This window comes from Bacillus sp. 0102A, assembly GCF_036765155.1.
GTDB classification, from domain to species: Bacteria; Bacillota; Bacilli; order Bacillales; family Bacillaceae; genus Bacillus; species Bacillus subtilis_G.
Genome location: NZ_JBAIZW010000014.1, coordinates 1 through 25483 on the forward strand (window position 1 = coordinate 1; position 25483 = coordinate 25483).

22 protein-coding genes, 1 tRNA gene and 4 pseudogenes are annotated in these 25483 nt (G+C 42.2%); 19 read left to right on the forward strand and 8 right to left on the reverse strand.

Annotated elements, in window-relative coordinates:
* Window positions 1-348: 348 nt before the first annotated feature.
* The 4 genes from V6D41_RS21090 to V6D41_RS21105 are packed head-to-tail and all read left to right on the forward strand — an operon-like array spanning window position 349 to window position 3447.
* The gene (locus V6D41_RS21090) at window positions 349-900 is read left to right on the forward strand and encodes a MarR family winged helix-turn-helix transcriptional regulator (protein ID WP_333519530.1); all 552 of its coding nucleotides are present in this window, start codon (window positions 349-351) and stop codon (window positions 898-900) included.
* Between the two features lie 13 nt (window positions 901-913).
* The gene (locus V6D41_RS21095; protein WP_333519531.1) at window positions 914-1855 is read left to right on the forward strand and encodes an ABC transporter ATP-binding protein; all 942 of its coding nucleotides are present in this window, start codon (window positions 914-916) and stop codon (window positions 1853-1855) included.
* 9 nt (window positions 1856-1864) lie between these two features.
* Complete coding sequence (locus V6D41_RS21100) at window positions 1865-2461, forward strand: ABC transporter permease (RefSeq protein ID WP_333519532.1); 597 nt, start codon at window positions 1865-1867, stop codon at window positions 2459-2461.
* A complete protein-coding gene (locus tag V6D41_RS21105) occupies window positions 2455-3447 on the forward strand; it encodes an ABC transporter permease (RefSeq protein WP_333519533.1) in 993 nt (330 codons plus the stop codon). Before V6D41_RS21100 ends, V6D41_RS21105 begins: the two co-directional genes overlap by 7 nt.
* A gap of 127 nt (window positions 3448-3574) precedes the next feature.
* Here V6D41_RS21105 and V6D41_RS21110 read toward each other — a convergent pair whose 3' ends face one another.
* The 3 genes and pseudogenes from V6D41_RS21110 to V6D41_RS21120 all read right to left on the reverse strand — a co-directional run bounded on the left by V6D41_RS21110 (window position 3575) and on the right by V6D41_RS21120 (window position 4782).
* A complete protein-coding gene (locus V6D41_RS21110) occupies window positions 3575-4108 on the reverse strand; it encodes a GNAT family N-acetyltransferase (RefSeq protein ID WP_333519534.1) in 534 nt (177 codons plus the stop codon).
* Between the two features lie 43 nt (window positions 4109-4151).
* A pseudogene (locus tag V6D41_RS21115) lies at window positions 4152-4314 on the reverse strand (hypothetical protein); the annotation flags it as partial.
* A gap of 162 nt (window positions 4315-4476) precedes the next feature.
* Complete coding sequence (locus V6D41_RS21120; protein WP_333519535.1) at window positions 4477-4782, reverse strand: DUF948 domain-containing protein; 306 nt, start codon at window positions 4780-4782, stop codon at window positions 4477-4479.
* Between the two features lie 150 nt (window positions 4783-4932).
* Here V6D41_RS21120 and V6D41_RS21125 point away from each other — a divergent pair, with 150 nt between their 5' ends.
* The 4 genes from V6D41_RS21125 to proB all read left to right on the forward strand — a co-directional run bounded on the left by V6D41_RS21125 (window position 4933) and on the right by proB (window position 8470).
* Window positions 4933-5649: a 3-ketoacyl-ACP reductase gene (locus tag V6D41_RS21125; protein ID WP_333519536.1), complete on the forward strand. Its 717-nt coding sequence runs from the start codon at window positions 4933-4935 to the stop codon at window positions 5647-5649.
* Window positions 5650-5949: 300 nt separating this feature from the next.
* A complete protein-coding gene (gene rtp / locus V6D41_RS21130; protein ID WP_003220337.1) occupies window positions 5950-6318 on the forward strand; it encodes a replication termination protein in 369 nt (122 codons plus the stop codon).
* A gap of 146 nt (window positions 6319-6464) precedes the next feature.
* Window positions 6465-7358 carry a pyrroline-5-carboxylate reductase gene (gene proC / locus V6D41_RS21135; protein ID WP_333519548.1) on the forward strand — a complete coding sequence of 298 codons (894 nt, stop codon included), beginning with the start codon at window positions 6465-6467 and terminating at the stop codon, window positions 7356-7358.
* The gene (gene proB, locus V6D41_RS21140) at window positions 7355-8470 is read left to right on the forward strand and encodes a glutamate 5-kinase (protein WP_333519537.1); all 1116 of its coding nucleotides are present in this window, start codon (window positions 7355-7357) and stop codon (window positions 8468-8470) included. Before proC ends, proB begins: the two co-directional genes overlap by 4 nt.
* Before the next feature lie 62 nt (window positions 8471-8532).
* Here the strand turns inward: proB and gltC are convergent, their stop codons facing one another.
* Window positions 8533-9435, reverse strand: coding sequence for a glutamate biosynthesis transcriptional regulator GltC (gene gltC / locus V6D41_RS21145; protein WP_087991902.1), 903 nt, complete (start codon window positions 9433-9435; stop codon window positions 8533-8535).
* 145 nt (window positions 9436-9580) lie between these two features.
* Here gltC and gltB point away from each other — a divergent pair, with 145 nt between their 5' ends.
* Window positions 9581-14143, forward strand: coding sequence for a glutamate synthase large subunit (gene gltB / locus V6D41_RS21150; RefSeq protein WP_333519538.1), 4563 nt, complete (start codon window positions 9581-9583; stop codon window positions 14141-14143).
* A 16-nt stretch (window positions 14144-14159) separates the two neighbouring features.
* Window positions 14160-15641 carry a glutamate synthase small subunit gene (gltD, locus tag V6D41_RS21155; RefSeq protein ID WP_333519539.1) on the forward strand — a complete coding sequence of 494 codons (1482 nt, stop codon included), beginning with the start codon at window positions 14160-14162 and terminating at the stop codon, window positions 15639-15641.
* Window positions 15642-15697: 56 nt separating this feature from the next.
* On the opposite strand, the gene V6D41_RS21160 is transcribed toward gltD, so the two are convergent.
* Entirely contained in the window at window positions 15698-16687 is a 990-nt protein-coding gene (locus V6D41_RS21160) for a zinc-binding dehydrogenase (protein WP_333519540.1), read from the reverse strand.
* Between the two features lie 128 nt (window positions 16688-16815).
* On the opposite strand from V6D41_RS21160, the gene V6D41_RS21165 reads away from it, so the two are divergent.
* On the forward strand, window positions 16816-17661 hold the full coding sequence (locus V6D41_RS21165; protein ID WP_333519541.1) for a LysR family transcriptional regulator: 846 nt from the start codon (window positions 16816-16818) through the stop codon (window positions 17659-17661).
* 165 nt (window positions 17662-17826) lie between these two features.
* Here V6D41_RS21165 and ggt read toward each other — a convergent pair whose 3' ends face one another.
* Both ggt and V6D41_RS21600 read right to left on the reverse strand, forming a co-directional pair.
* Window positions 17827-19590: a gamma-glutamyltransferase gene (gene ggt / locus V6D41_RS21170; protein WP_333519542.1), complete on the reverse strand. Its 1764-nt coding sequence runs from the start codon at window positions 19588-19590 to the stop codon at window positions 17827-17829.
* A gap of 185 nt (window positions 19591-19775) precedes the next feature.
* Window positions 19776-20034 (reverse strand): annotated as a pseudogene (locus V6D41_RS21600) (Tn3 family transposase); the annotation flags it as partial.
* A gap of 214 nt (window positions 20035-20248) precedes the next feature.
* On the opposite strand from V6D41_RS21600, the gene V6D41_RS21175 reads away from it, so the two are divergent.
* From V6D41_RS21175 to V6D41_RS21210, 8 genes and pseudogenes are all read left to right on the forward strand, one after another.
* The gene (locus tag V6D41_RS21175) at window positions 20249-20872 is read left to right on the forward strand and encodes a bifunctional transcriptional activator/DNA repair enzyme AdaA (protein ID WP_333519543.1); all 624 of its coding nucleotides are present in this window, start codon (window positions 20249-20251) and stop codon (window positions 20870-20872) included.
* Window positions 20873-20887: 15 nt separating this feature from the next.
* Window positions 20888-21436, forward strand: a complete 549-nt coding sequence (locus V6D41_RS21180) for a methylated-DNA--[protein]-cysteine S-methyltransferase (RefSeq protein WP_333519544.1) — start codon at window positions 20888-20890, stop codon at window positions 21434-21436.
* Window positions 21437-21579: 143 nt separating this feature from the next.
* Window positions 21580-21842: pseudogene (locus V6D41_RS21185) on the forward strand (DDE-type integrase/transposase/recombinase); the annotation flags it as partial.
* A gap of 131 nt (window positions 21843-21973) precedes the next feature.
* Window positions 21974-22204 carry an excisionase family DNA-binding protein gene (locus V6D41_RS21190; protein ID WP_333519545.1) on the forward strand — a complete coding sequence of 77 codons (231 nt, stop codon included), beginning with the start codon at window positions 21974-21976 and terminating at the stop codon, window positions 22202-22204.
* 315 nt (window positions 22205-22519) lie between these two features.
* Window positions 22520-23065 (forward strand): site-specific integrase, encoded by a 546-nt coding sequence (locus V6D41_RS21195; protein ID WP_333519546.1) that lies wholly within the window; start codon window positions 22520-22522, stop codon window positions 23063-23065.
* Window positions 23066-23116: 51 nt separating this feature from the next.
* A tRNA-Arg gene (locus V6D41_RS21200) sits at window positions 23117-23189 on the forward strand.
* Between the two features lie 247 nt (window positions 23190-23436).
* Window positions 23437-23625 carry a hypothetical protein gene (locus tag V6D41_RS21205; RefSeq protein WP_010330622.1) on the forward strand — a complete coding sequence of 63 codons (189 nt, stop codon included), beginning with the start codon at window positions 23437-23439 and terminating at the stop codon, window positions 23623-23625.
* 170 nt (window positions 23626-23795) lie between these two features.
* Window positions 23796-24086 (forward strand): hypothetical protein, encoded by a 291-nt coding sequence (locus V6D41_RS21210; protein WP_333519547.1) that lies wholly within the window; start codon window positions 23796-23798, stop codon window positions 24084-24086.
* A 529-nt stretch (window positions 24087-24615) separates the two neighbouring features.
* On the opposite strand, the pseudogene V6D41_RS21215 reads toward V6D41_RS21210, so the two are convergent.
* Window positions 24616-25483 (reverse strand): annotated as a pseudogene (locus tag V6D41_RS21215) (IS3 family transposase); the annotation flags it as partial.

Consider the following 25483-nt stretch of genomic DNA (forward strand, 5'->3'; position numbering starts at 1 on the left):
TTACAGGGGTGCTTTTTTCGTTATTCGTTCAGCAATCAATGTAAGACTTCCGATACGAATGCCGCAAAAGAATGACCTGGACGGAATTTGATCATTACAGTCACGATATGAGACAAAATAAAAGACTGCGATGTTTGTTTCGTGTCCGTTCATCACGTTTTTGCTCGCCCGAATGTTCTCCCAAAAACAGATTCATAGCGTTCTCCAATGCTATTACTTCATTGAATTCACGATGACGAGCCGCAACATTACCTCTTTCGATGAGAAAAATAGACAACATATTGACAATTAAACGAGAAATGTTATGATCATATAGACAATATATTGTCTTTCTAAGGAGGGAACATCGTGGATTATTCCAAAGAACTGAAAGATTTATTTCTAATGCAGCAGTCTTACGCTACACTTTTTTCCGTTTTGAACAAAATCCAATCACGCGGGGACGATTATTATGAAATCTTAACGTCAAGACAATTTATGACGATGGTTGCCATCATGCATTTACCGGAAGAGGAAACGACATTCAACAACATTGCAAAAAAATTAGGCACTTCAAAACAAAACATCAACAGACTTGTTAGCGGTATTGAAAAAAGAGGTTATGTCACCACTGTGCCAAGTAAACGCGACAAGCGAGCGGTTAATGTGAAGATTACCGATTCAGGAAAACGTGTCACAGAGGAATGCGGTGAAAAAGCGGTGTACTTTATGGCAGATCTATTTAAAGGGTTTTCTATGGAAGAGCTGGAAACATTATGGATTTTATTGAAGAAGCTATACAGTTTCGATGGAGAAGAACAGGATGGTTTTGAAGAAGATGCTGCTGATTTTGACATTGAACAAAATCGGGATCATTTGAAAACAAATGTATTGCAGGAATTCGCAAAACGGAGAAAGTAAAAAGGAGAAACGTATGAACAACGTGGCGGCAGTAAAAGAGTTGAAAATGCAGTATGGAAACAAAACGGCAGTAGGTGGGATTTCGTTTGAAGTGAGAGAGGGGGAAGTTCTCGGCTTGTTAGGTCCGAATGGTGCAGGGAAAAGCACAACCATTCATATATTATCCGGGGTATTGTCGGCAAGTTCCGGAAACGTTACGATATTGGGCCATAATGTAAAAAAAGGGTCTAAGGACATGAAGAAAGGCATCGGGATTGTGCCTCAAGATATCGCGATTTATGAGGAGATTTCTGCTGAAAAAAATGTTCGTTTTTTTGCAAGTCTTTATTCTCTTAAAGGAGAAGAATTGAAAGCCCGGGTAAAAGAGGCTTTGGAGCTTGTGCAGCTATACGATCGGAAAGATGACAAGCCAAAGACGTTTTCAGGCGGAATGAAAAGAAGATTAAACATCGCGTGTGCCATTGCCCATCAGCCGAAATTGATTATCATGGACGAGCCGACGGTAGGAATCGATCCGCAATCCCGGAATCACATTTTGGAGTCAATAAAAGAACTGAAGGCAAGAGGGGCAAGCATTATTTACTCTACCCACTATATGGAAGAAGTCGAGGCGATTTCAGATCGCATTATGATTATGAATGAAGGAAGAATGATCGCTAATGGAACAAAAGAAGAGTTATACAGAAAAGTAAATAAAGAGATAACATACACTTTTCAGCTGAAACATGTTCAGCAATTCAATATAAATTCAATCAGAGGAATCAATGGAGTGACAGGAGTTGATTTCTCAGACGAGCATCAACTAAAAGTGACCGTTCGGCAGAACCAAGATCACCTAAGTGAAATTATAGCAGAGTTGGGTGCCCGAGGCTGCGGCATCCTAAGCATGAACAAACAGGAGGCGTCGTTAGAAACAGTATTTTTAGAGCTGACGGGAAGAAATTTAAGAGATTAGGAGAGCGAAATGAGTTTGTTAAAATTGATAACGTTTGATTTTATGAATATTGTAAGGAATCCGGTTCTTGTGATCGCCAATACGGCCTTTCCTTTCGTTCTCATTCTGGTCATGGGCTTTGTGACGAAAAACAGCTTTGGAGCAGGCGGAGTCAGTTCGTATGATTATTACGGCGTGAATATGATGATTTTTGCTGCAACTTTGATCGCTATGACAGCCTCTAATACGTTTATGGAGGAAAAGGTGAAGAAAGCGAACCTCCGCATTGTATATGCGCCCGTTTCGACAACCGGTATTTATCTTTCTAAATTACTATCAACCTGGATATTCAGTGTCATTATGTACAGTGTGAATGTGTTGATCGCCCAGACGATTTTTCATTTGAACTTTGGCGGTGTATTTTTCGGGATTCACAGATTTGGAGATACAGTCAATAACATATCACTTTTTTCTCCGGTTAAATGGGTAACAGAATGTTCATTTCTCCTCATTTATGATCACGATTTCAGTATGCTGCTGCCTGTTTTGTCAGGACTATTATTTGCTTCAATCATTTGTATTGCCGTTTCGCATGTTGTATTTAAGCCGGAGGGATATGTATGCTGAGTTTATTTCAAAACAGGTGGGAGCGAATCCTCACCAAAAAAGCCATTATCATCCTTGCAGCGATCATCATCCCTCTGATGATTGGCGTTGCGATTATGTTTTCCGGTAAGCCGGTTTTCAAAGAAACAATCGCTTTTGTAACAGATCAGGGCGACGTCCAGTATATGCCGAGTGATTCTGCATTTAGAGTGGTGACGGTGCATCAGAAGCCGAAGTTTTCTGATCTGGTGTTAGGGAAATATGCGGCTATCGTTGAAAAAAATCAACGCGAATACAAAGTGACCACTTTGAAAAGCAAAGCGGATCAAAAAATGATTCAGCAATTTTTCGACTCTGGAAAAATGCCAGGTAGCTATCGCGGAGAGGATGAATTAAGGACTGAACGGGGAACAGGAACGAATATATTAGGCTTTATCGTAATGCTTGTCTTGATGCAAGGTGTGGCATTAGCTTCGTTATATCCAGAAGACCGGATGCTTAGAACCTTCAGAAGAATTTTGGTGTCTCCTGTACTTGTGGGGAAATATTTGCTTGTTCAGTTTATCTTTACGTTTTTATGTCTATACATACCTACTTACTTGGCCATCGTGATTACAAATGTATTCTTTCATGCTGAAATTGGTTTCCGTTTGGATGTTCTTGCTGGGTTACTGGGTATTCTTACAGTGCTTGCAACAGCATTCGCTATCTTTATGGCTTCCGTGATGGAGCGAAACATCAGTTTGATGGCGAGCGGTATCAGTGTGGTCACGTGTGTATTGTCAGGCTGTTTTCTTTCTTTTGCTCCACATCATCCATTATTGAATGGCCTTTGTGCGATACTGCCGCAAAAAGCGTATATGACTTTCATTCACGGGGTAGAAATGGGGCATGCAATGTGGCAATACAAAACTCAGGTTGTCTATATTTTGATGTGGTCAGCTGTGTTTTGTTTCCTTGGAGGTTTTATTACAAGAAAAAGGGTCAATAAAGGAATTTATGAATAGGGGAGAATGAACAAGAGATGCATAGGACGCTATGCATCTCTTTGTTTTTTTGTTAAAATCCGGAAGGCAGTGATCGAGAATTAAGGTGTCATATCGGACATTTTAAAGAGAAGAGAATGTCGTCCGTTCATTCGCTTGATTTTAAAATAGAATATACATTTGTATCATAAGGGATTCCATTTTGATACATATACTGTCTTAAGACGCCTTCTTTTTCGAATCCCATTTTTATGAGCAGTCGATTCGATGCTTCATTTTGGGTAAATACAACTGCGCTAATACGCGTCAGGCCAAGGCGAGCAAACCCGTAGGATACAGCCTCTGAAATGGCTTCTGATGCAAATCCGTTTCGCCAATGTGCCGGGATGATTTCATAACCGATCTCTGCACGCCTATGCTTTTTAGCCAAAGCGTGAAAGCCGATTGTTCCGATCAATTCTTTGGTGTCTCTTCTTTCCATTCCCCACCGTATACCGCGTTTTTCTTGATAAAGAGCGGCAAACGTTTGAACCATTGAAGTAGCCTCTTCTATAGATTCCATGTTTTCAAGTCCGTAATAGCGTGTCACTCCATGGTTTAAAAAACAAGCAAAAATGGCTTTTGCATCTTGATCTGTGATTTGCCTAAGTGTAAGCCGATCCGTTTCTAACACAGGAAACATTCAACCACTCCCCAAGTTTGTGTTTTTGTTTATCATATCCCTTTTATTTCCTCTTTTCTATAATGAATTCAAAACTGAGGAAGTAAAGGAATGAATTTGTCTTTCTAATTGCTCTTTGTTTTGCTAAACGGTTTCAAACGATGGCCGTTCACGCCTGATGGATGGGAGAAGCCATGAAGGCAGAAAAAGTTCCGGAGGCTGTGCTGGTGAGAAGTAAGTCAATCGGACTTTGTAAGAGAAGGAGAAAGAGTATGTAGTTTCTCTGTGAACGCCTCTAAGCAGCTGCGGTTTACAATCATGTGTAAGCCTCCTCAAAAAATGATATCCCATTGTCCATTCTGATCGTAACAACGGGATACCATTCATCTTTATCTGTTATTAAAATGTCGTGCCTGCCACACCTCTTTGACTGCTTGAGGAACTTCTTTCACTTCAGCTGCTGTCTGCTGAAAGGCGGTTTTTTTCATTTCGACATCCTGCTGAATCCTCTTTTGTTTTTGTGTCAGCAGCTGCGCCTCGGTTTTTAATCCTTTGACTTGTCTTTGCATAGCGTGCGTAACAGAGGTGAGCTCCTTTAGTGCAGGATCTATTTTTTTCTTGTTTTGAATCACATTAATCCCTAAGAAAATGATAGAAATAGCTAATACTGCGAGACTGATATAAACAATAACCATATGTTCACTCCTTTTCTTATGTCATTACCCTAATTTCGCTTTTTTAATCAAAAAACATCATATTTGCTCAGTACGTTTGATTTGCGTATTGGATCTTTTGTACTTATAATGTGGTATCGTACATATGTAAACAAAGAAAGGGTGCTTCAATTGCAAAGTTTACAAAATAAAACTGCTCTTATCACGGGCGGAGGCAGAGGAATTGGCCGCGCTACAGCTCTTGCGCTTGCGAAAGAAGGCGTGAATATCGGGTTAATCGGCCGGACTGCCGAAAATGTTGAAAAAGTGGCAGGAGAAGTCAAAGCGCTTGGTGTAAAAGCTGCATTTGCCGCTGCGGATGTAAAAGATGCAGAGCAGGTTAGCCATGCTGTAGCTCAAGTGAAGGAACAGCTCGGTGATATCGATATCCTCATTAATAACGCGGGAATCAGCAAATTTGGCGGCTTCTTAGATCTGTCAGCTGATGAGTGGGAAAATATTATACAAGTCAACCTGATGGGTGTGTACCATGTCACTCGCGCGGTGCTTCCGGAAATGATCGAACGCAAAGCCGGAGACATCATTAATATTTCGTCTACAGCGGGCCAAAGAGGAGCAGCTGTGACAAGTGCTTACAGCGCTTCTAAATTTGCGGTTCTCGGATTAACAGAGTCTCTTATGCAAGAAGTGAGAAAGCATAATATCAGAGTGAGCGCGTTAACACCAAGCACTGTCGCTAGTGATATGTCTATTGAATTGAATTTAACAGACGGTAATCCTGAAAAGGTGATGCAGCCAGAGGATCTTGCTGAATACATGGTGGCACAATTGAAATTAGATCCGCGAATTTTTATTAAAACAGCAGGATTATGGTCAACTAATCCGTAAAAATGTGAAGCTTGTCTTTCGACAGGCTTTTTTTGTTTGATTTCATCCGTGTTAATAAATGGTTAACGGCAAAGTCGTTTTATTCATTTTAATTTGATGATACCAGTGAAAATCTGTTATAATAGAACTAAAAAAACTATGTACTAAATATTCATAAAGATTTGTTAGTCCGCTCCACTTATAAACACTAAATATAAGATTTCTGCAGTATCAGTCTTTAATATAAAGAAGGAAAACAAAAGAATAAATTGAATATTTAGTACATCGTGTTTTAAGTGACAGAAGAAGGGGGTGCCTATGATGAAAGAGGAAAAAAGGAGTTCAACTGGCTTTTTAGTCAAACAGCGCGCATTTTTGAAACTTTATATGATCACAATGACAGAGCAAGAGAGACTTTACGGCTTAAAGCTGCTTGAAGTGCTTCGATCTGAATTTAAAGAGATTGGTTTTAAGCCAAATCATACAGAAGTTTACCGGTCTTTGCACGAGCTTCTTGATGACGGGATATTAAAGCAGATCAAAGTAAAAAAAGAAGGGGCTAAGCTCCAAGAAGTCGTCCTCTATCAATTTAAAGATTACGAAGCTGCCAAACTATATAAAAAACAGCTGAAGGTTGAGCTGGATCGCTGCAAAAAATTGATTGAAAAAGCGCTTTCAGATAACTTTTAAGATAAACAAACACCCGGCTAAGCAGTGTCCATTGGGTGTTTTTGCTTTACAGTATACATATTTGTCGAAAAGAAACAATACAAATCAATGATGACCTTCTTACTTGACAACATTTCCTCACGTGGTAACATTTTAAACGTGTGAAAATGCGAACAAAAAAGCGAACAAAGGAGATGTTACCGATCTTTGATCAAAAAAAAGTAGCCTTTATAGGAGCAGGATCTATGGCGGAAGGAATGATATCAGGTATCGTTCGTGCCAACAAAATCCCGAAACAGAACATCTGCGTTACAAACCGCAGCAATACAGAGCGATTAGCTGAACTTGAACTTCAATATGGAATCAAAGGCGCTGCACCGAATGAATTATGTATTGAAGACATGGATGTGCTCGTGTTGGCAATGAAGCCAAAAGACGCCGAAAGCGCTCTGTCATCACTAAAATCACGTATTCAACCCCATCAATTAATATTGTCGGTCCTTGCCGGCATAACCACCTCTTTTATTGAACAATCATTGCTTAATCAACAGCCGGTTGTCAGAGTGATGCCCAATACATCCAGTATGATCGGCGCTTCTGCAACGGCCCTTGCGCTTGGCGAGCATGTGACAGGAGACCTGAAAATTCTGGCCGAAGCATTGCTCGGATGCATGGGTGAAGTCTATACAATCGAAGAAGATCAAATGGACATATTCACCGGAATTGCCGGCAGCGGCCCCGCGTATTTTTATTATTTAATGGAATTCATTGAGAAGGCAGGCGAGGAAGCAGGCCTTGATAAACAGTTGTCACGAAGCATCGGCGCACAGACGCTTTTGGGTGCCGCAAAAATGCTCATGGAAACAGGAGAACAGCCTGAGGTCTTAAGAGACAATATCACGTCGCCGAACGGAACGACAGCTGCCGGGCTGCAAGCCTTGAAACAGAGCGGCGGCGGAGAAGCGATTTCTCAAGCGATTAAACATGCGGCTGAGCGATCAAAGGAAATCAGCGACAATATCGAAAAAACAGCGGCACCGCTGTCAGGAGTGGTAAAGTGACGGCTGATATAAACATGAAAAGAGTCGTTGTGAAGATTGGAAGCAGTTCATTAACAAGTCTTCATGGAGAAATCAGCATTCGGAAATTAGAAGCATTGGTCGACCAGGTCGTCAAACTAAAAGACGCCGGCTATGAAGTCATTTTGGTTTCGTCAGGAGCAGTGGCGGCGGGATATCGAAAACTCGGATTTATCCAAAGACCCGAGAAGCTTCCCGAAAAACAAGCATCAGCTTCAATCGGGCAGGGCCTGCTGATGGAAGCATATTCAAAGCTGTTTTTGGCGCATGGTTATGTTGCATCCCAAATTTTAATTACGAGAAGCGATTTTTCTGATGAATATCGATATAATAATGTCCGGAATACAATGAATGTACTGCTTGAACGCGGCATCATCCCGATTATAAACGAAAATGATACAGTTACCGTCAATCGGCTCAAGTTTGGCGACAATGATACGCTTGCAGCAAAAGTCGCGGGATTAATCGATGCGGATATGCTTGTGATTTTATCAGATATCGACGGATTATATGACGGCAATCCGCGCGCAAATCCAGAAGCGAAAAGGATGAAGCTGGTGAATGAGATAACGCCCGATATCGAAGCATGCGCAGGTGACACTGGAAGCGACGTCGGTACCGGCGGCATGCGCTCCAAGCTTGATGCGTTTAAAATTGTAATGGCATCCGGCATTAAAGGATTTCTTGGTCAGGCAGATGCTGATGATATTTTATATCAAGCCGTTCATGAAGAGGCGGAAGGCACTTATTTTGAAGCTGAGGGAACGCTTCCGTTGAATCGTAAGGAGCAGTGGATCGCTTTTAATTCCGGTCCTGAAGGTGAAATGATTTTATCAGATGATTATTCACGAAAAATAACAAACGGGCAATCGAGTTTATATCTGGACGGTGTACAGGAGATTAAAGGGAAATTCAAGAACGGATCAGTTGTCAGGCTGATGGATTCGCAAGGGGCAGAAATCGGGCTCGGAATCGTCAATTATTCTTCTGTACAGCTTCAAGAACCCGACAAGAAAAAAGAACTGATGAACAAAGCGGTCATTGATCAGGAAGCATTTGTATGCCATGTTGATTTATCTTTGCCTGTCTATTAATTAAAAACATTTACCAAAGCAAAAAAACCCGAAGCTTCTTTATCGAAGCTCGGGTTGATTTTTTATTGATACTGCTCCAGCTTAGAGAAGAATTGAATAACAAACTCATAAAAGTCATTCGCAGACGGCGCAAGTTCTCTGTTTTTCGGTTTAATAATCCCGACAGTCCGTTTCACTTGAGGGAACTCAATTGGAATCTTCACAGTAAAACGAGGTGTCGTTTCAGCAAATGTGCTTTCCGGCAGGAGAGTAACGCCCATTCCAGCGGAAACCAATCCCTTGATGGCATCCAAATCCTCACCCTCCGTAGAAACAAGAGGAGCAAAGCCGGCTTGTTTGCAAGCATCAATCGCCATTTTTCTAAGCACAAATCCTTCCGGGAACAATACAAATTGGTCGTTGCGCAAATCGATTAACTGAACCGTTTTTTGTTTGGCAAGCGGATGATTTAATGGAACAAGCGCGTAAATTTTTTCTGTGAATAAAATGTTTCCTGTTATGTCAGGAAAATTCGTCGGCACCGGCCCTAATAAGGCCAAATCAATATCGCGGTTTCTGACAGCTTCAATCAGAAACTTATAGGAGCCTTGGCGCAGCAAAAATTCGACGTGCGGATATTCTTCTTTAAATGCTGAAATGACAGTCGGCAAAAGCTGGCTCGCGAGGCTTGTAGGAAAACCGATCTTTACCGTTCCGCGATGCGGGTCGAGATACTCATCAATTTGTTCTTTCGCATATTCGATGGCTTTCATCGCCGTTTTCACATGAATCAAAAATTCTTTCCCGATTGGCGTGAGTTTGATATTTCTCCCTTCACGCTCAAATAAAGTCACATTTAATTCTTCTTCAAGGTTTGCAATTTGTCTGCTGATTGCTGATTGGGCCACATGCAAATGATCAGCGGCTTCTGAAACGTGTTCTCTTTCAGCCACCTCCGTAAAATAACGCAGTTGGCGCAGCTCCATGTTTATCTCACATCCATCTATCTCATTTTGAGATTCTTTTGATCTAAATTATATATTGTTTATATCGTTTTGAAAACCTACAATGATTATAGAGTGTTAGATTTTATGACCGGTATTATCGGAAATTGATCGGGGGAGAGGAATTATGACGTACAATCAAATGCCGAAAGCTCAAGGTCTCTACCGTCCTGAATTTGAACATGATGCATGCGGAATCGGACTATACGCGCACTTAAAGGGCAAAGCGACTCATGACATCGTCAAACAAGGGCTTAAGATGCTTTGTCAGCTAGACCACAGAGGAGGCCAAGGCAGTGATCCGGATACAGGAGACGGTGCCGGCTTACTGGTTCAAATCCCTGATGCTTTCTTTAGAAAAGAGTGCAAAGACATCAATCTGCCGGAAAAAGGGCGTTATGGGGTAGGAATGGTCTTTTTCTCACAGAAGGAAGAAGAAAGAAAAAAAATCGAAAAGCAGATCAATGCACTGATTGAACAAGAAGGCCAAGCCGTTCTTGGATGGAGAACTGTACCTGTAAATGTCGGAAAAATCGGAACAGTAGCGCAAAAAAGCTGTCCGTTTGTCCGTCAGGTATTTATCGGTGCAAGTTCTGATCTGAAGGATAACTTGTCTTTTGAACGAAAATTGTATGTCATTCGTAAACAGGCTGAAAACTGGGGAGTAACGGAAGGTCTTGATTTTTATTTTGCCAGTCTTTCAAGCCAGACCATTGTTTACAAAGGCCTTTTAACACCTGAACAAGTTGATGCGTTTTATTCTGATTTGCAAGATGAAGCGTTCGTTTCTGCTTTTTCGCTTGTTCATTCACGCTTCAGCACCAACACTTTCCCTACATGGGAAAGAGCGCATCCAAACCGCTATCTGGTTCACAACGGTGAAATCAACACCCTTCGCGGAAACATCAACTGGATGCGAGCGCGTGAGCAGCAATTTGTATCTGAAAACTTTGGAGAGGACTTGAACAAGATTCTGCCGATTTTGAATGCTGACGGCAGTGACTCTTCCATTTTGGATAACGCATTTGAATTTTTTGTGATGGCTGGACGCAAACCGGCGCATACAGCAATGATGCTCATTCCTGAGCCGTGGACGGAAAATACGCATATGTCTAAGGAAAAAAGAGCGTTTTATGAGTACCATAGTTCTTTGATGGAGCCTTGGGACGGACCGACAGCCATTTCATTTACTGACGGTAAACAAATTGGTGCGGTCCTTGACCGGAATGGTCTCCGTCCAGCGCGTTATTATGTAACCAAAGATGATTATATTATTTTCTCATCTGAAGTAGGCGTTATTGAAGTAGAACAGGAAAATGTTTTATATAAAAATCGCCTTGAACCTGGAAAAATGCTTTTAATCGACCTGGAAGAAGGCCGTATTATCTCGGATGAAGAAGTCAAAACAGAAATTGCAACTGAGTACCCGTACCAAAAGTGGCTTGAAGAAGAGCTTGTCCAAGTGAACCCTGATCCGGAAACAAGAGAGGAAGAACAGTTTACAGATCTTCTTACTCGTCAGAAGGCATTCGGATACACATATGAAGATATCCAAAAATATTTAATTCCTGTCATTAAAGAAGGCAAAGATCCTCTCGGTTCAATGGGGAATGACTCGCCGCTTGCTGTCCTGTCAGACCGCGCGCAATCATTGTTTAACTACTTTAAGCAGCTGTTTGCACAAGTAACGAACCCGCCAATCGACGCGATTCGTGAGCAGCTTGTAACTTCTACAATGACTTGGCTCGGCGCAGAAGGCGATCTTCTTCACCCAAGTGAACGAAACGTTCGCCGGATTAAATTGTATACACCTGTTTTATCCAATGAACAGTTTTACGCATTGAAAACGATCGTTCATCCTGATTTAAAAAGCCAAAAAATCGACGTGCTGTTTTCAGAGGATCTTGAACGCGGATTAAAGGACATGTTCACACAGGCTGAGAAAGCTATCAGCCAAGGTGTAAGTCTATTAATTTTATCAGATAAAAAGATGAACGAACGCCTGACACCAATTCCGCCGCTTCTGGCAGTCAGCGCGCTGCATCAGCATTTAATCCGCAAAGGGCTGCGTACGAAAGTCAGCATTATTGTGGAATCAGGAGAAGCGCGTGAAGTGCATCACTTCGCATCACTAATCGGTTATGGTGCGGATGCGATAAACCCTTATCTCGCTTATGCGACCTACAAGCAGGAAATTGATGAAGGCCGTTTGGAGATCAGCTATGAAGAAGCGGTCAGCAAATATGGAAAAAGCATTACTGAAGGTGTCGTCAAAGTCATGTCCAAGATGGGGATTTCAACTGTACAAAGCTACAGAGGCGCCCAAATCTTTGAGGCGGTAGGTATCAGCCATGATGTGATTGACCGCTATTTCACAGGAACAGCATCACAGCTCGGCGGCATCGACTTGAAAACAATTGCCGAAGAGGCGCAGCGCCGCCACCGGGAAGCGTATCAGGATGATTACAGCAAAACGCTTGAACCGGGAAGTGACTTCCAATGGAGAAACGGCGGAGAGCATCACGCGTTTAATCCGAAAACGATTCATACCTTACAATGGGCGTGCCGCAGAAATGATTACAATTTGTTTAAGCAGTATACAAAAGCGGCAGATGAAGAACGCATCGGATTTTTACGGAACTTGTTCGCATTTGGGGGAAACGGCAAGCCGCTGAAATTGGAGGAAGTCGAATCCGCTGAATCGATTGTCAAACGCTTTAAAACGGGTGCAATGTCATTTGGATCCTTGAGTAAGGAAGCGCACGAAGCTTTAGCGATCGCAATGAACCGTCTTGGCGGAAAAAGCAACAGCGGTGAAGGCGGAGAAGATCCAAAACGCTTTGTTCCAGATGAAAACGGCGATGACAGAAGAAGCGCGATCAAACAAATTGCATCTGGACGTTTCGGTGTCAAGAGTCATTACCTTGTCAATGCAGATGAGCTGCAAATTAAAATGGCGCAGGGTGCTAAACCGGGTGAAGGCGGACAGCTGCCTGGCAACAAGGTCTATCCTTGGGTTGCCGATGTCCGCGGGTCAACGCCTGGTGTCGGATTAATCTCACCTCCGCCGCACCATGACATTTATTCGATTGAGGATTTAGCCCAGCTGATTCACGATTTGAAAAATGCCAACCGAGACGCAAGAATCAGCGTGAAGCTGGTATCAAAAGCAGGCGTAGGGACAATCGCTGCAGGTGTTGCCAAAGCGACTGCCGATGTCATTGTAATCAGCGGTTACGACGGTGGTACAGGCGCCTCTCCGAAAACCAGTATTAAACATACAGGGCTTCCGTGGGAGCTTGGCCTCGCAGAAGCACATCAAACATTAATGCTGAACGGACTTCGTGAACGTGTTGTATTAGAAACAGACGGAAAGCTCATGACGGGCCGCGATGTTATTATGGCTGCTTTGCTTGGTGCCGAAGAATTCGGTTTCGCAACGGCTCCGTTAGTTGTACTCGGTTGTGTCATGATGCGTGCCTGCCACTTGGATACGTGTCCTGTCGGGGTAGCGACACAAAATCCAGAACTTCGTAAAAAGTTCATGGGAGATCCTGATCATATTGTGAACTATATGCTGTTCATTGCTGAAGAAGTTCGTGAGTATATGGCTGCGTTAGGCTTCAAGACATTTGATGAAATGATCGGCCGCACTGACGTACTCAATGTGAGTGAACGGGCGAAGAGGCATTGGAAGGCAAGCCAACTTGATTTGTCTACCCTGCTTTATCAGCCTGAAGGCGTACGGACGTTCCAATCGCCGCAAAATCATAAAATTGATGAATCACTAGATATTACAGCGATTCTCCCGGTCGTCCAAGAAGCTATCGAGTCTGGAAAAGAAGCGGATGTTTCTCTCGAAATTAACAATACAAACCGTGTAGCCGGAACGATCACAGGCAGTGAAATTTCGAAACGTTATGGAGAAGAAGGACTTCGGGAAGATACGATCAAGCTGCAGTTTACCGGATCAGCCGGACAAAGCTTTGGAGCCTTTGTTCCTAAAGGGATGACGCTTTATTTGGACGGAGACTCAAATGATTATGTCGGGAAAGGGCTTTCTGGCGGAAAAATCATCGTCAAGTCACCGGAACAATTCAATTCCGCGTCAGATGACAATGTCATTATCGGCAACGTGGCGTTCTACGGCGCGACAAGCGGGGAAGCTTATATTAACGGACGTGCTGGTGAACGCTTTGCTGTTCGGAACAGCGGTGTGAACGTGGTTGTAGAAGGTATCGGCGATCATGGCTGTGAATACATGACTGGCGGCAGTGTTGTCGTTCTCGGTGATGTAGGCAAAAACTTCGCGGCAGGTATGTCCGGCGGAATCGCTTATGTATTGGCCGAAGATGCAAAAGCGTTTAAACGCAAATGCAACCTCGAGATGATTTCATTTGAATCATTAGTGAATGAGAAAGAAATCCAGCAAGTCAAAGCAATGCTTGAAAAACATACTGCTTATACAAACAGCAAAAAAGCGGCAGACCTGTTAGACCAATGGGAAGACAGCGTGAACAAATTCGTCAAAGTCATTCCGAAAAACTATAAACAAATGCTCGCAAGCATCGAAGAGCAAAAAGCTGCAGGTTTATCAGATGAAGAAGCTGTCATGTACGCATTTGAAGCCAACACGAAACCAAAGCAGAATACAGCGTCAGCGGGACAAAAACAAGCGGTAGTACAGTAAGAAAGGGGAGAGGAATATGGGGAAGCCAACTGGATTTATGGAAATCAAACGAGAAAAACCTGCTGAGCGGGACCCTCTCACTCGCTTAAAGGATTGGAAAGAATATTCTGCTCCTTTTTCAGAAGAAGCATCGAAACGGCAAGGGGCGCGGTGTATGGATTGCGGCACACCGTTTTGCCAGATCGGTGCGGACATTAACGGATTTACATCCGGCTGTCCGATTTACAACTTAATTCCTGAGTGGAATGATCTTGTCTACCGGGGCAGATGGAAAGAAGCATTGGAGCGTCTTTTGAAAACAAACAACTTTCCTGAATTCACAGGGCGGGTATGTCCCGCTCCTTGTGAAGGATCATGTACGTTAGCGATTTCAGACCCGGCCGTATCTATTAAAAACATCGAGCGAACCATTATCGACAAAGGATTTGAGAACGGCTGGATTCAGCCTAGAATTCCTAATAAACGAACAGGCAAAAAAGTGGCCGTTGTCGGATCGGGCCCAGCCGGACTGGCGAGTGCTGACCAGCTGAATCAAGCGGGACATTCCGTCACTGTTTTTGAACGCTCAGACAGAGCGGGCGGTCTTTTAACATACGGTATTCCGAACATGAAGCTTGAGAAGGGCATTGTAGAACGCCGGGTTAAATTGCTGACGCAAGAAGGAATTGATTTTGTCACGAACACAGAAATCGGCGTTGACATTACAGCTGGTGAGCTGAAGGAGCAATTTGATGCGGTGATTCTGTGCACAGGCGCTCAAAAACAGCGGGATCTATTAATTGAAGGACGCGACTCAAAAGGAGTCCATTACGCGATGGACTACCTGACACTCGCAACAAAAAGCTATCTAGATTCTAACTTTAAAGACAAGCAATTCATTGATGCCAAAGGGAAAGATGTCATTGTAATCGGAGGCGGAGATACAGGAGCTGACTGTGTGGCTACTGCTCTGCGGCAAAAAGCCAAAAGCGTGCACCAATTCGGTAAACACCCGAAACTTCCGCCAGCCCGCACGAATGGCAATATGTGGCCTGAACAGCCGCACGTTTTTACACTCGAATACGCGTATGAAGAAGCGGAAGCAAAATTCGGAAGAGATCCGAGAGAATACTCGATTCAAACGAAAAAATTGGTTGCGGATAAAAATGGCAAGTTGAAAGAACTGCATACCATTCAAATGGAAAAAGTGAAAAATGAGCATGGAAAATACGAGTTCCGCGAGCTGCCTGGAACGGAAAAAGTATGGCCTGCTCAGCTTGTTTTCATTGCTATCGGCTTTGAAGGTACAGAACAGCCGCTGTTGAAACAGTTTGGTGTTGATTCTGTAAATAATAAAATCAGCGCAACATATGGGGATTATCAAACAAATATCGATGGCGTATTTGCCGCAGGGGATGCAAGAAGAGGTCAAAGCTTAATCGTATGGGCGATTAATGAGGGCCGTGAAGTGGCGCGCGAAGTGGATCGATATTTGATGGGGAGTTCAGTTCTTCCGTAAATAAAGGGGATTATCATATAAGAGAAACCGGTCTGTTTGAACAGCCGGTTTCTTTTTTATTTCATTATGATTCCGATATTCCCAAACTGTCTGCCTTCCTGCATTCTGGTATATGCTTCACATGCTTTTTCTAAAGGATATGTGCTGTCAAGTACAGGACGCAGCTGGTATTTTTCAATGAAAGCGAGCATATCGTGAAATTCTTCACAGCTTCCCATCGAGGTCCCCAATACATTGATCTGAGGAAAGAATAAAGAACGCATCGGAAAACTGAGAACATCACCTGAACTTGCCCCAAAGCTGACAATACGGCCGTTCGGTTTTACATGGCGGAAATATTCCGAAAAGAGGGCGGGGCCTATACTGTCAAGAACCACATCAACCTTTTCTCCATGCAAATGTTCATCCCAGTTGCTGTAGCTATCAAATGCGTAATCAGCACCTAATTGCAGCGCTTTTTTTCTTTTCGTCTCACTGCGGGAGGTCACGCTTACTGTCGCCCCGATCGCTTTAGCCATGAAGAGCGCATAGGTTGCAACACCGCTGCCGATGCCGGGTATCAATAGATGCTCGCCTTTTTTCAATTGGGCTTTTGTGAAAAGGGCCCGATAAGCGGTTAAAGCAGATAAAGGTAAAACGCCTGCTTCTTCCCAGGATAAATAAGAAGGTTTTTTGATCGCATTTTGTGAAGGGATGATCACATATTCAGCAAGTGTTCCGTCAGAAGGGCCTCCCAGAATTTCCGGAACAGACGGTACATTTTCTGTCAAATCCCAGTTCAGTGTCGGGAAAATAATCACTTCAGTTTGAACTGCAACGTTTTTCACGCCTTCACCGACCTCTTCAATGATACCTGCGCCGTCAGACCCCAGTGTCACATGAGGATCTTGTTCAGAGTTGTTTTTCATAAGAAACAGGTCGCGATGGTTTAGACCTGCAGATTTTAATTTTACCTTTACCTCGCCGTATCCGGGCTGTTTTGATGGAACGTCTTGAAACGATACCCCCAGAAGTCCGGCTTTCCCGTTGTGAATTACAGCCTTCATGCTGTCTGCCTCCTCATTGAATTGTATTTTCATATCTTCACCTATTTTACATAGCGGTTTTCTTCAAGTAAAATGAACAAAAATGATAGCCGATATCACTTTTTATCATAGCAAGAAGGTGAATTCCTATGGAAAGCAGAGATTTAAAGATTTTTCGGGCTGTTGCCCGCGAAGGAAGCATAACGAAGGCAGCCCAGAAACTGAATTATGTTCAATCGAATGTGACAGTCAGAATACATAACCTTGAGGAAGATTTGAATATCAGGCTGTTTCATCGAACGAATCGGGGGATGAAGCTGACCGCTGCCGGAGAAAATCTTTTGCAATATGCTGATCAAGTATTAGCACTGTTAGACGAAGCTGAAAAATCGGCACAGATGAGCCTGCATCCAAAAGGACCTTTGCGGATCGGGTCGTTGGAAACAACAGCTGTAACGCATCTGCCTGAGCATGCGGCCTGCTTCCTCAATCGTTTTCCTGAAGTTGATTTATCAGTCAATACAGCTGATACGCACAATTTGATTCAACAGGTTCTCGATCATACAGTTGATGGCGCTTTTGTATACGGACCGGTTGAGAACTCTGATGTCAGACAAATCCCTGTTTCCCGTGATGAATTGGTTTTGATTTCATCACGGGAAGGGACGGCAGAAGACATGCTTCGGCAGCCGATGCTCTTTTTTGGAGCTGGCTGTTCTCATCGTGACAGGGTCAAAAGATTGCTGGAGGAAGCAGGCATTCAAAATCAAAAAATCATAGAGTTTGGCACATTGGAAGCCATTATAAGAGGAGTATCCGCCGGGTTGGGAACGGCCCTGCTTCCGAAATCCACTGTTGATCGTACGAATGTATATACTCATCAGCTTCCCGAAGCGTATCAAGATTTAGAGATCGTATTTATATACAGAAAAGATTTTTTTATGACGAGTGCGTTTCAGGCCTTTATTCACGAGGTAAACGAAATGATAAGATGATGTCTGTTACCTCCATAAGCTGAACATAGAGCTCAGGCAATTTTCGAGAAAGCCGGCATCTTTTTGGCACTTCGGGATTTTTATCAGGTATCACTGAAGCCCGTTATATAAAGTCTGTAGACAAAAAAACTGTACCCGTTTAAAGCGAGTACAGTTTTTTTCTTTTTATTTACATTTTAAATTAATGCCGATCGCCGCGCCGTTTCTGCTTGAATCAGCTACGCCTTTAAAGGTGCCGTTTTCATGGTCAATAGAAATGCTTTGTACGTTTCCGATGTCTACCGGGCTTTTGCTGAATTTGTGGCCCATGCCGTTTAGTTTGCTGAGGACTTCTTCAGGAACTCCGTCTTCGTAACGGTAGGAACTCATCTTGTTTGTATAAATTCTCGGCTCTTCAACAGCTGCTTTTAATTCCATGCCGTATTCGATGTGATAGAGGATGGTTTGCAATACGGATGAAATAATGGTGGCCCCGCCAGGAGATCCGACGGTGAGGACAGGTTTGTCATCCTTAAATAAAATCGTCGGGGTCATGCTGCTTAAAGGCCGTTTGTTCGGCTGAACTTCGTTAGCTCCGCCTGGAACCGCATCAAAATCCGTTAGTTCATTGTTTAAAATGACGCCGTAATCAGGGACCATAATACCCGTTCCGAATAGCTGCTCAATTGTCGTTGTATAGGAAACAACATTTCCCCAGCGGTCGGCAACTGTAAAGTGTGTTGTTTGGCCGTCTACTTTGTCTTCTGGCTGTTCGACTTGCTTATAGTTTGCGGATCCTTCTTGGTATTTCCAAGGGTCACCGGCTTTCGGTTTTTTATTCACTTGGTCTAGGCTGATAAGTTGCTGGCGTTCTTTAATATAATCGGGGTGAAGCAGGCCTTTAAGGGGAACATTTACAAATTCGGGATCACCTGCGTAGGACGCACGGTCCGCATAAGACAAATGCATCGTTTCAGCAAGAAGTTGATATTTTTCCCATGAGCGGACATCGTATTGGGAAAGGTTGAAATCATCAAGTATGTTCAGCATTTGCAATAAGAAAATACCGCCAGAGCTTGGAGGAGGAGTAGTTGCGATTTGATAGCCTTGATAGTCTCCCCAAATCGGTTCATCGATTGTGATGTCATAATTTTCTAAATCTTTTTCCGTCATTGATCCGCCAAAATCCTGTACAGTGCCTGAAAGCGCTTTGGCAAATCTTCCTTTATAAAAAGCGTCAGTGCCTTTTGAGCGAATCAGCTTAAACGTTTTTGCCAAATCCTTTTGAATCAGCGTATCACCCTCTTTAAGCGGCTCGCCATTTGGCAAAAATACTTCTTTTGCAGCAGTTCGTGACAGCTTTTCCTGATATTTCGAAATGGCATCTGCCAACACCGAATCAATCGGAAATCCTTTTTCAGCGAGTTTAATAGAAGGGGTGATTAATTGTTTCATCGAGCGGGTTCCCCATTTATCCAGAGCTTCCTCCAGCCCTTTCAGCGTACCTGGAACACCGACAGCAGTTCCTTTTGTCACACGCTCAGAGAAAGGAATGGCTTTGCCGTTTTCATCGAGAAACATATCGGGCGTTGCGCCTGCTGGAGCACGTTCACGGCTGTCAATGATCGTTGTATCCTTTGTTTTTCCGTCATACACCATCATAAAACCGCCGCCGCCAATGCCTGACATCATCGGCTCTGTTACATTGAGTGCAAATTGAATAGCGACCGCTGCGTCAATGGCATTTCCTCCTTTTTTCAGCACATCAGCACCGATTTCAGAAGCGAGAGGATGCGCGGTGGCAACCATGCCGTCTTTCCCTACATCTACTTGTTTGTACTCATCGTAGCTTTTGGGCGGCTTTTTAGCTTCCGCGTGAAAAGGGGCACTTCCAGCGACTAACAGAACACTAAGCAGAGCTGTTAAACAGATGTTCCACGTTCTTTTCATGTTCTCCCTCCTATATGAAGCTGTAATGTTACAATCTTAGCGTAAAAAAATTACAGCGGTTTCACAAGTGACAAATGGTATATTATATAGAACATTCACCAGTTTTTCTGTGTGAAATTGATTATATTGTTATAAGTCATGCCGCCAGCATTTCAGAAAAACCCACGCTAAGCAAATTCGGCTCTTTATTTACTTAAAGGACGTAAGGGATATAAACTTGTTGAATGTAATCCCTCAAACTTGTATTCTCCTAAGAAATTGATGTGTTCCCAACTTAAAGGCCATATATACGGCATTAAGCCCTCTCGAAATTCACCCTTGCGTTCAGCTTTTTCATATAGACTATATTTCACATCTTATAGCATTAATTATAATATGAAGTGCATTGGTTCGCAGCAATTGATCTTGAAGGGCTCGCTCTCTACACTTTCCACTCTTCCAAAAAATATGGCTCTGGTGACGAGGTGAATTCAAACCTCAGACCTGATATCTGGCTCCACAGATTTTTGAACCTCTCCAATTATATGAATCAGACTATGTATGATTACATAACAACTCGTCATTGTCATTTCATTATCTTGCTGTTACATTCTAAAATGCTTTCAATAAGTTGCTTTGAGGGTTTCCGGGTTTATACTGAAGCTAGAGGTGATTCAAAATGACATACGATTGGAAAACGAATTCAAACCGAACTAATCAACAACCAGAATGTGACAGTCCAATTCTACCTGCCCCTGTTTCTGATGAACAATGGCAGGCTGTTGTTGATAATAATGCTTCTTATGACGGCCGATTTTTTTATGCAGTGAAAACAACAGGGATTTTTTGTCGCCCTTCTTGCAAATCAAGAGTACCCAAAAGAGAAAACATTGGCTTTTTTGAAAATGCTGATCAAGCACTAGCCGCACATTTTCGTCCTTGCAAACGGTGCAAGCCAACCGGACAAAGATTGCCCGATGAGGAGTGGATTGCTTTCATAACCGAATATGTGGATAGCCACTGTGATGAAAAGCTGACGCTCGAAGTCCTTGTGCTTCTGAGTCATGGTACCTCTTATCACTTGCATAGAACCTTTAAAAAACTCAAAGGCATGACCCCGGTGGACTACATCCAGCATGTTCGAATAGAAAAGGCGAAAATGTTATTGACTACTTGTGATGACCCAGTTTCTAAAGTTGGTGAGTCTGTCGGACTTTCCAATACATCATATTTTATCACGCTGTTTAAGAGGAAAACCGGACAAACGCCGGAAGCTTACCGTAGACGGCAAAAACAACACTGAAGGAGGCTTTTTCAAATGGGAGCTAAAAAAAGCAGTTCTCTCTATTGGTCCTTGTTTTTTTATGAAAACTGGAAGATGTACATTGCCGCAACAAATGATGGTCTATGTTTTGTCGGATCACAAAATCAGCCATTCGAAGAATTGGTGAAATGGGCAAATCATTACTTGTCTGGAAACGACCTGATTCGAGATGACGAAAAATTGCAATCTTTTGCAGATGAGCTTGTTCATTATTTTCAAGGCAAGCTCAATCGGTTTACCATTCCAATCTTTTATCGCGGCACACCTTTTCAGGTAGCCGTATGGAAGGCACTCTGTGATATTCCGTACGGTCAAACTTGCTCCTACTCGGATATTGCTCAACAAATTCAAAAACCGACTGCGGTTCGGGCCGTTGGGAGGGCCATTGGAACGAATCCGATCCTCATTACTGTTCCATGCCATCGTGTTATCGGCAAAAATGGATCGCTGACGGGCTATCGCGGCGGAATGGAAATGAAAACGCGACTGCTGGAACTTGAACGAGGCTTCGCAAACAATGGGAAGGAGTTACAACTTGTCTGATCAGACATATAGCATTTTTAGCAGAACTCAACTACATCAAAGGGTTGAAGACGATTCCCTATATCGCAGGCCATCGACATGAAACGATATGGTTTTGGAATCAGGGAGTACAAATATGATCATACTCCCACGGGTTGCCATCACACGGCGGTCTTTCACGTTTGATAACAGTCGATAAGTACTCTGCTTATCCTATGGCAATTGAACAGTTGAAGAAAGAAAAAAGCAACCTGGGGATATGCAACTTAGACAACAAAAAGTACTTGAATAACGATTATCGCTTTTTAAAGTAGCGAAGCCGTTCTATGCTAGGGTTCAAATGTTTTGCACAGCTTACATCCATCCTTTCTGGAGTAGAAGCTATACAAAAGAATTCATCCATCAATTATTTCGACTTGCAGCATAAATTACGATTTTGTTAGAAATCTATGTGCTTTATTCTCTTTTAATTTTGCACCAAGAACCCTATATACTCTTAAATTGTTATGAGCCATGTGCTATATTAGAATCAGCATACGGATTAAGAAAGGAAGCTATATGTATTTAACGATTAAAGAAACAGCAGAATATGCAAATCTGTCAGAGGATTATATTAAAAGCTTGGTGCTTCAAGGAAACATCAGGGCCGTTCATGACGGTGAGCAATTTTTGATTTATAAGGGGCAGTTCAAAACGCATCTTGAACAGTTGGAGAATTACAAAGCACTTGTGCAGGAAATATTAAATGAACCAATCCCAGAAGATATTGATGTAAAGGATGAAGATTAGGACACAATTTCAAATTGTGTCTTTTTTTGTATATCTTTTTAAAAGCAACGGAAAAACCGAATCGTCAGATTTTGTTTTAAGAGGTTTTTTGATGATTCCTAGAGTGATAAGTATTAAATAGATTAAAACCTTTATATGAGGCTTTATAACGATTTTAAGAGGGAGGGAGGTTTTAAATGCTTCTTCATTCGCTTATGTAACACTATGTATATTATGTTACATAAATGCCGCCGCGCTTTGACATTCAACGTTTTTCAGCTATAATAGTAACATAGACCTCAAAACGTTACATAACTGTTTTTAAGGAGTTTTTTGATGCATATTGTACAGCCGATTCGCAGTTTAGAAAAAATTCAAGATGTAAAACGGTATTTGCTCAACAAAAACAAGCGGGATTACTTTCTGTTTATTTTCGGCATCAACAGCGCGCTCCGTATTTCTGATATTCTGCCGCTGCAAGTGAAGGACGTTAAAAATAAGGATCATTTATGGGCGACTGAAAGCAAAACGAAAAAGAAAAGGAAGATTCTTATTTTAGAATCGCTGAAACAGGAAATATACGAGTATACGAAAGATATGAAGGAAAACGAATATCTTTTTAAATCTGTCCGAACCAGAAAGCCGATTTCCCGGATTCAGGCCTACAGAATTTTAAGAGAGGCCGCCGCGGTATGCGGACTTGAGGAGATAGGGACGCATACGCTCCGTAAAACGTTTGGCTATCATTTTTATCAGCGGACAAAAGACATTGCAGAGCTGCAGAGAATACTGAATCATTCATCACCCTCGATTACAATGCGGTATATCGGTATTGATGAAGATACGACAAGGGCCGCGTATAAGGTTTTTGGTGGGCTTTAATACAAACGGCTTGAAAATATTGATCATCAGAGCTACTATATAAATACAAAAGCTCTAGTAGCACAGCGGATAGTGCAGCAGTTTCCTAAACTGCAGGTCGGGAGTTCGAATCTCTCCTAGAGCGTTTTTTAAATGAGATGGGTTCAGATTCATAAAGCTTTAAAACCCTTGTAAAACAAGGGTTTTTTGGTGTTTCTAGGAGTTTTTTAATTGGACAAGAATACGGTAGAAAACGATGTGAATTGATTCCTTTTTACACATTTTTTGCACTAGAATAAACCCAATGAGGAATAGAGAATCGTTCGACAAATTTTGCAAACTGTTACATTTCTAGATCTCTTGTTTGATAATAAAACAAGAGGTGAAAGGTTATGAACATTGTAGTTGACTTTTGGTTTGACAATGGAAATGTAAGAACAGCTAAAGTAAATGCAGAATCTGAGAAAGCACTTATCAAAGAATTACAAGAATGTGAACATTGGTATGAGTATGAGAATGGTAAGCGTATTGCAAATATTAATATGCGACTTGTAACGCAATTTGATGTAAGAGCGAAATAAAGTCTATCAAAAAGCATCCTTCGAGGTGCTTTTTATTTTGGCAATTGCATACCACAAAAGTTTTCAGGCGCACACAAGCGTTAGAAGAAAGAAACATTTTACTGTTGAAATTTTTGATATTCGTACTCAAGTAAAGATAAGTGTTCCCATTGATGTCATGATGTTTGATCTTGAACAAGAAATTCACTATTCTATTCAAGAGACTATGGGGGGAGAAATTTGGCAAAACAACCACAATTGAAGATAAAGTAGAATTAACAGCTAAGAGCGACCCACAAGAATTAGTAGAGCAATGGATTCTTGAAGAAGACGTTTATGAAGTTACAATGGGTAACAATCTTTATAAATTCGAGGTGCCGGTAAATAAAAGATTTGCTGGTTTTAAAGAAAAAGTTACAAAGAAACCTGTTGAGGTAAAAATGGTAGATCATACCGAACGTCTAGAACCCAATAGAAAGTAGCTAAACACTTTTAAAAAAGATCTCAAAAGAATAAGGGGATTCTTTAAGGCTGTCGAGGTTTTCTCGACAGCCTTAAAGTGCGTTAAGCGCCCTTTTTTGAGAAGAGATGTGGGAAAAATTCTTCCCATTTTAAATTGTGACATCGCGTCTCAAAAACGGCTCTTCAGCAGCTTTCTTTTTTTGTTAAAATAGTCGAAATAGGTGGGGGGGCATATGGCTTTACTACGCTTTACAAGCTTTTATGGAATAAACATCATTATATTGGTGGTCATAGCGAATTTTATTCCTTTCTTGGCGATGCCGTTATACTATGCTGCCGCAGCTTTAGTCTTTCTGATTGTTTATCTGATATATTATTATTCCCAAAAGGTTAGAGGGGGAAAAGGTATACAAATTGCACAATGAATAGGGGAAATAGACAAATAGACAACGAGCTTTTCGTCTGTTGTCTCTCTTTAGACCAAAAAAACGCCCGCTTATGAAGTGACCCCCTAAAGTTAGACACAGGTTTTCTGTAGACAGCTTTTGAGGCGTGAGTTCGGTATTGTACCGGGCTCATGCCTTTTAGTTTTGCCTTTATTCGTTTTTGATTATAGTAGTCAATATATCGTTCAAGTTCCTGCTTAAAGTGTTCGAGGTTCTTAAATTCCTTCAGGTACAGAAATTCAGACTTTAGGATGCCGAAGAAATTCTCCATAACGGCGTTATCGTAACAGTTGCCTTTTCGGGACATGCTTTGCGTAATCCCGTGTTCTTTTAAAGCATGCCTATAATGCTCCATTTGGTAATGCCAGCCTTGGTCAGAATGCATAATGGGTTTTTCCTCATCTTTCAAACGCTCGAATGCCTGATCAAGCATCGTCGAAACAAGGGAATAAACAGGTCTTGAACCAATCGTATAGGTAATGATCTCACCATTAAACAGGTCTAATACGGGCGATAAGTACAGCTTCTGCCCGAATAATTTGAACTCCGTCAAGTCCGTGACCCATTTCTCATTTGGCTTTTCAGCTTTAAAGTTACGAGCTAAACTATTAGGCGACACTTTGCCAACTGTTCCTTTGTACGAACGATATTTTTTCTTTCGAACCATACATTTTAGTCCGAGGGCTTTCATGATACGCAGCACTTTTTTGTGATTAACCTTACGTCCCGATTCTCTAGTTCATCACGAATACGACGGTATCCATAACGGCCTTGATGTTCCTTAAAAATGGTTTGAATCATCTTTTTCATGTCGGCATCTCGATCAGGGCGATCGAAATGCTTTGCCCAATAATAGTAGGTACTGCGCGGAATACCTGCGAGCCTGAGAAGTGCTTTCACCGGATATTTATGCCTTAAATCATAGACTACTTGCGCTTTGTCTTGTTTGGTGATTGTTCTTTGTTTTGAAT

Coding starts and splice junctions, on each gene's coding strand:
- V6D41_RS21095 (WP_333519531.1), top strand. CDS start 914: ATGAACAACGTGGCGGCAGTAAAAGAGTTGAAAATGCAGTATGGAAAC.
- V6D41_RS21100 (WP_333519532.1), top strand. CDS start 1,865: ATGAGTTTGTTAAAATTGATAACGTTTGATTTTATGAATATTGTAAGG.
- rtp (WP_003220337.1), top strand. CDS start 5,950: ATGAAAGAGGAAAAAAGGAGTTCAACTGGCTTTTTAGTCAAACAGCGC.
- gltD (WP_333519539.1), top strand. CDS start 14,160: ATGGGGAAGCCAACTGGATTTATGGAAATCAAACGAGAAAAACCTGCT.
- V6D41_RS21180 (WP_333519544.1), top strand. CDS start 20,888: ATGGGAGCTAAAAAAAGCAGTTCTCTCTATTGGTCCTTGTTTTTTTAT.
- V6D41_RS21160 (WP_333519540.1), bottom strand. CDS start 16,687: ATGAAGGCTGTAATTCACAACGGGAAAGCCGGACTTCTGGGGGTATCG.
- V6D41_RS21205 (WP_010330622.1), top strand. CDS start 23,437: ATGAACATTGTAGTTGACTTTTGGTTTGACAATGGAAATGTAAGAACA.
- V6D41_RS21105 (WP_333519533.1), top strand. CDS start 2,455: ATGCTGAGTTTATTTCAAAACAGGTGGGAGCGAATCCTCACCAAAAAA.
- V6D41_RS21175 (WP_333519543.1), top strand. CDS start 20,249: ATGACATACGATTGGAAAACGAATTCAAACCGAACTAATCAACAACCA.
- proC (WP_333519548.1), top strand. CDS start 6,465: ATGCGAACAAAAAAGCGAACAAAGGAGATGTTACCGATCTTTGATCAA.
- V6D41_RS21165 (WP_333519541.1), top strand. CDS start 16,816: ATGGAAAGCAGAGATTTAAAGATTTTTCGGGCTGTTGCCCGCGAAGGA.
- gltB (WP_333519538.1), top strand. CDS start 9,581: ATGACGTACAATCAAATGCCGAAAGCTCAAGGTCTCTACCGTCCTGAA.
- V6D41_RS21190 (WP_333519545.1), top strand. CDS start 21,974: ATGTATTTAACGATTAAAGAAACAGCAGAATATGCAAATCTGTCAGAG.
- V6D41_RS21120 (WP_333519535.1), bottom strand. CDS start 4,782: ATGGTTATTGTTTATATCAGTCTCGCAGTATTAGCTATTTCTATCATT.
- V6D41_RS21110 (WP_333519534.1), bottom strand. CDS start 4,108: ATGTTTCCTGTGTTAGAAACGGATCGGCTTACACTTAGGCAAATCACA.
- V6D41_RS21195 (WP_333519546.1), top strand. CDS start 22,520: ATGCATATTGTACAGCCGATTCGCAGTTTAGAAAAAATTCAAGATGTA.
- gltC (WP_087991902.1), bottom strand. CDS start 9,435: ATGGAGCTGCGCCAACTGCGTTATTTTACGGAGGTGGCTGAAAGAGAA.
- ggt (WP_333519542.1), bottom strand. CDS start 19,590: ATGAAAAGAACGTGGAACATCTGTTTAACAGCTCTGCTTAGTGTTCTG.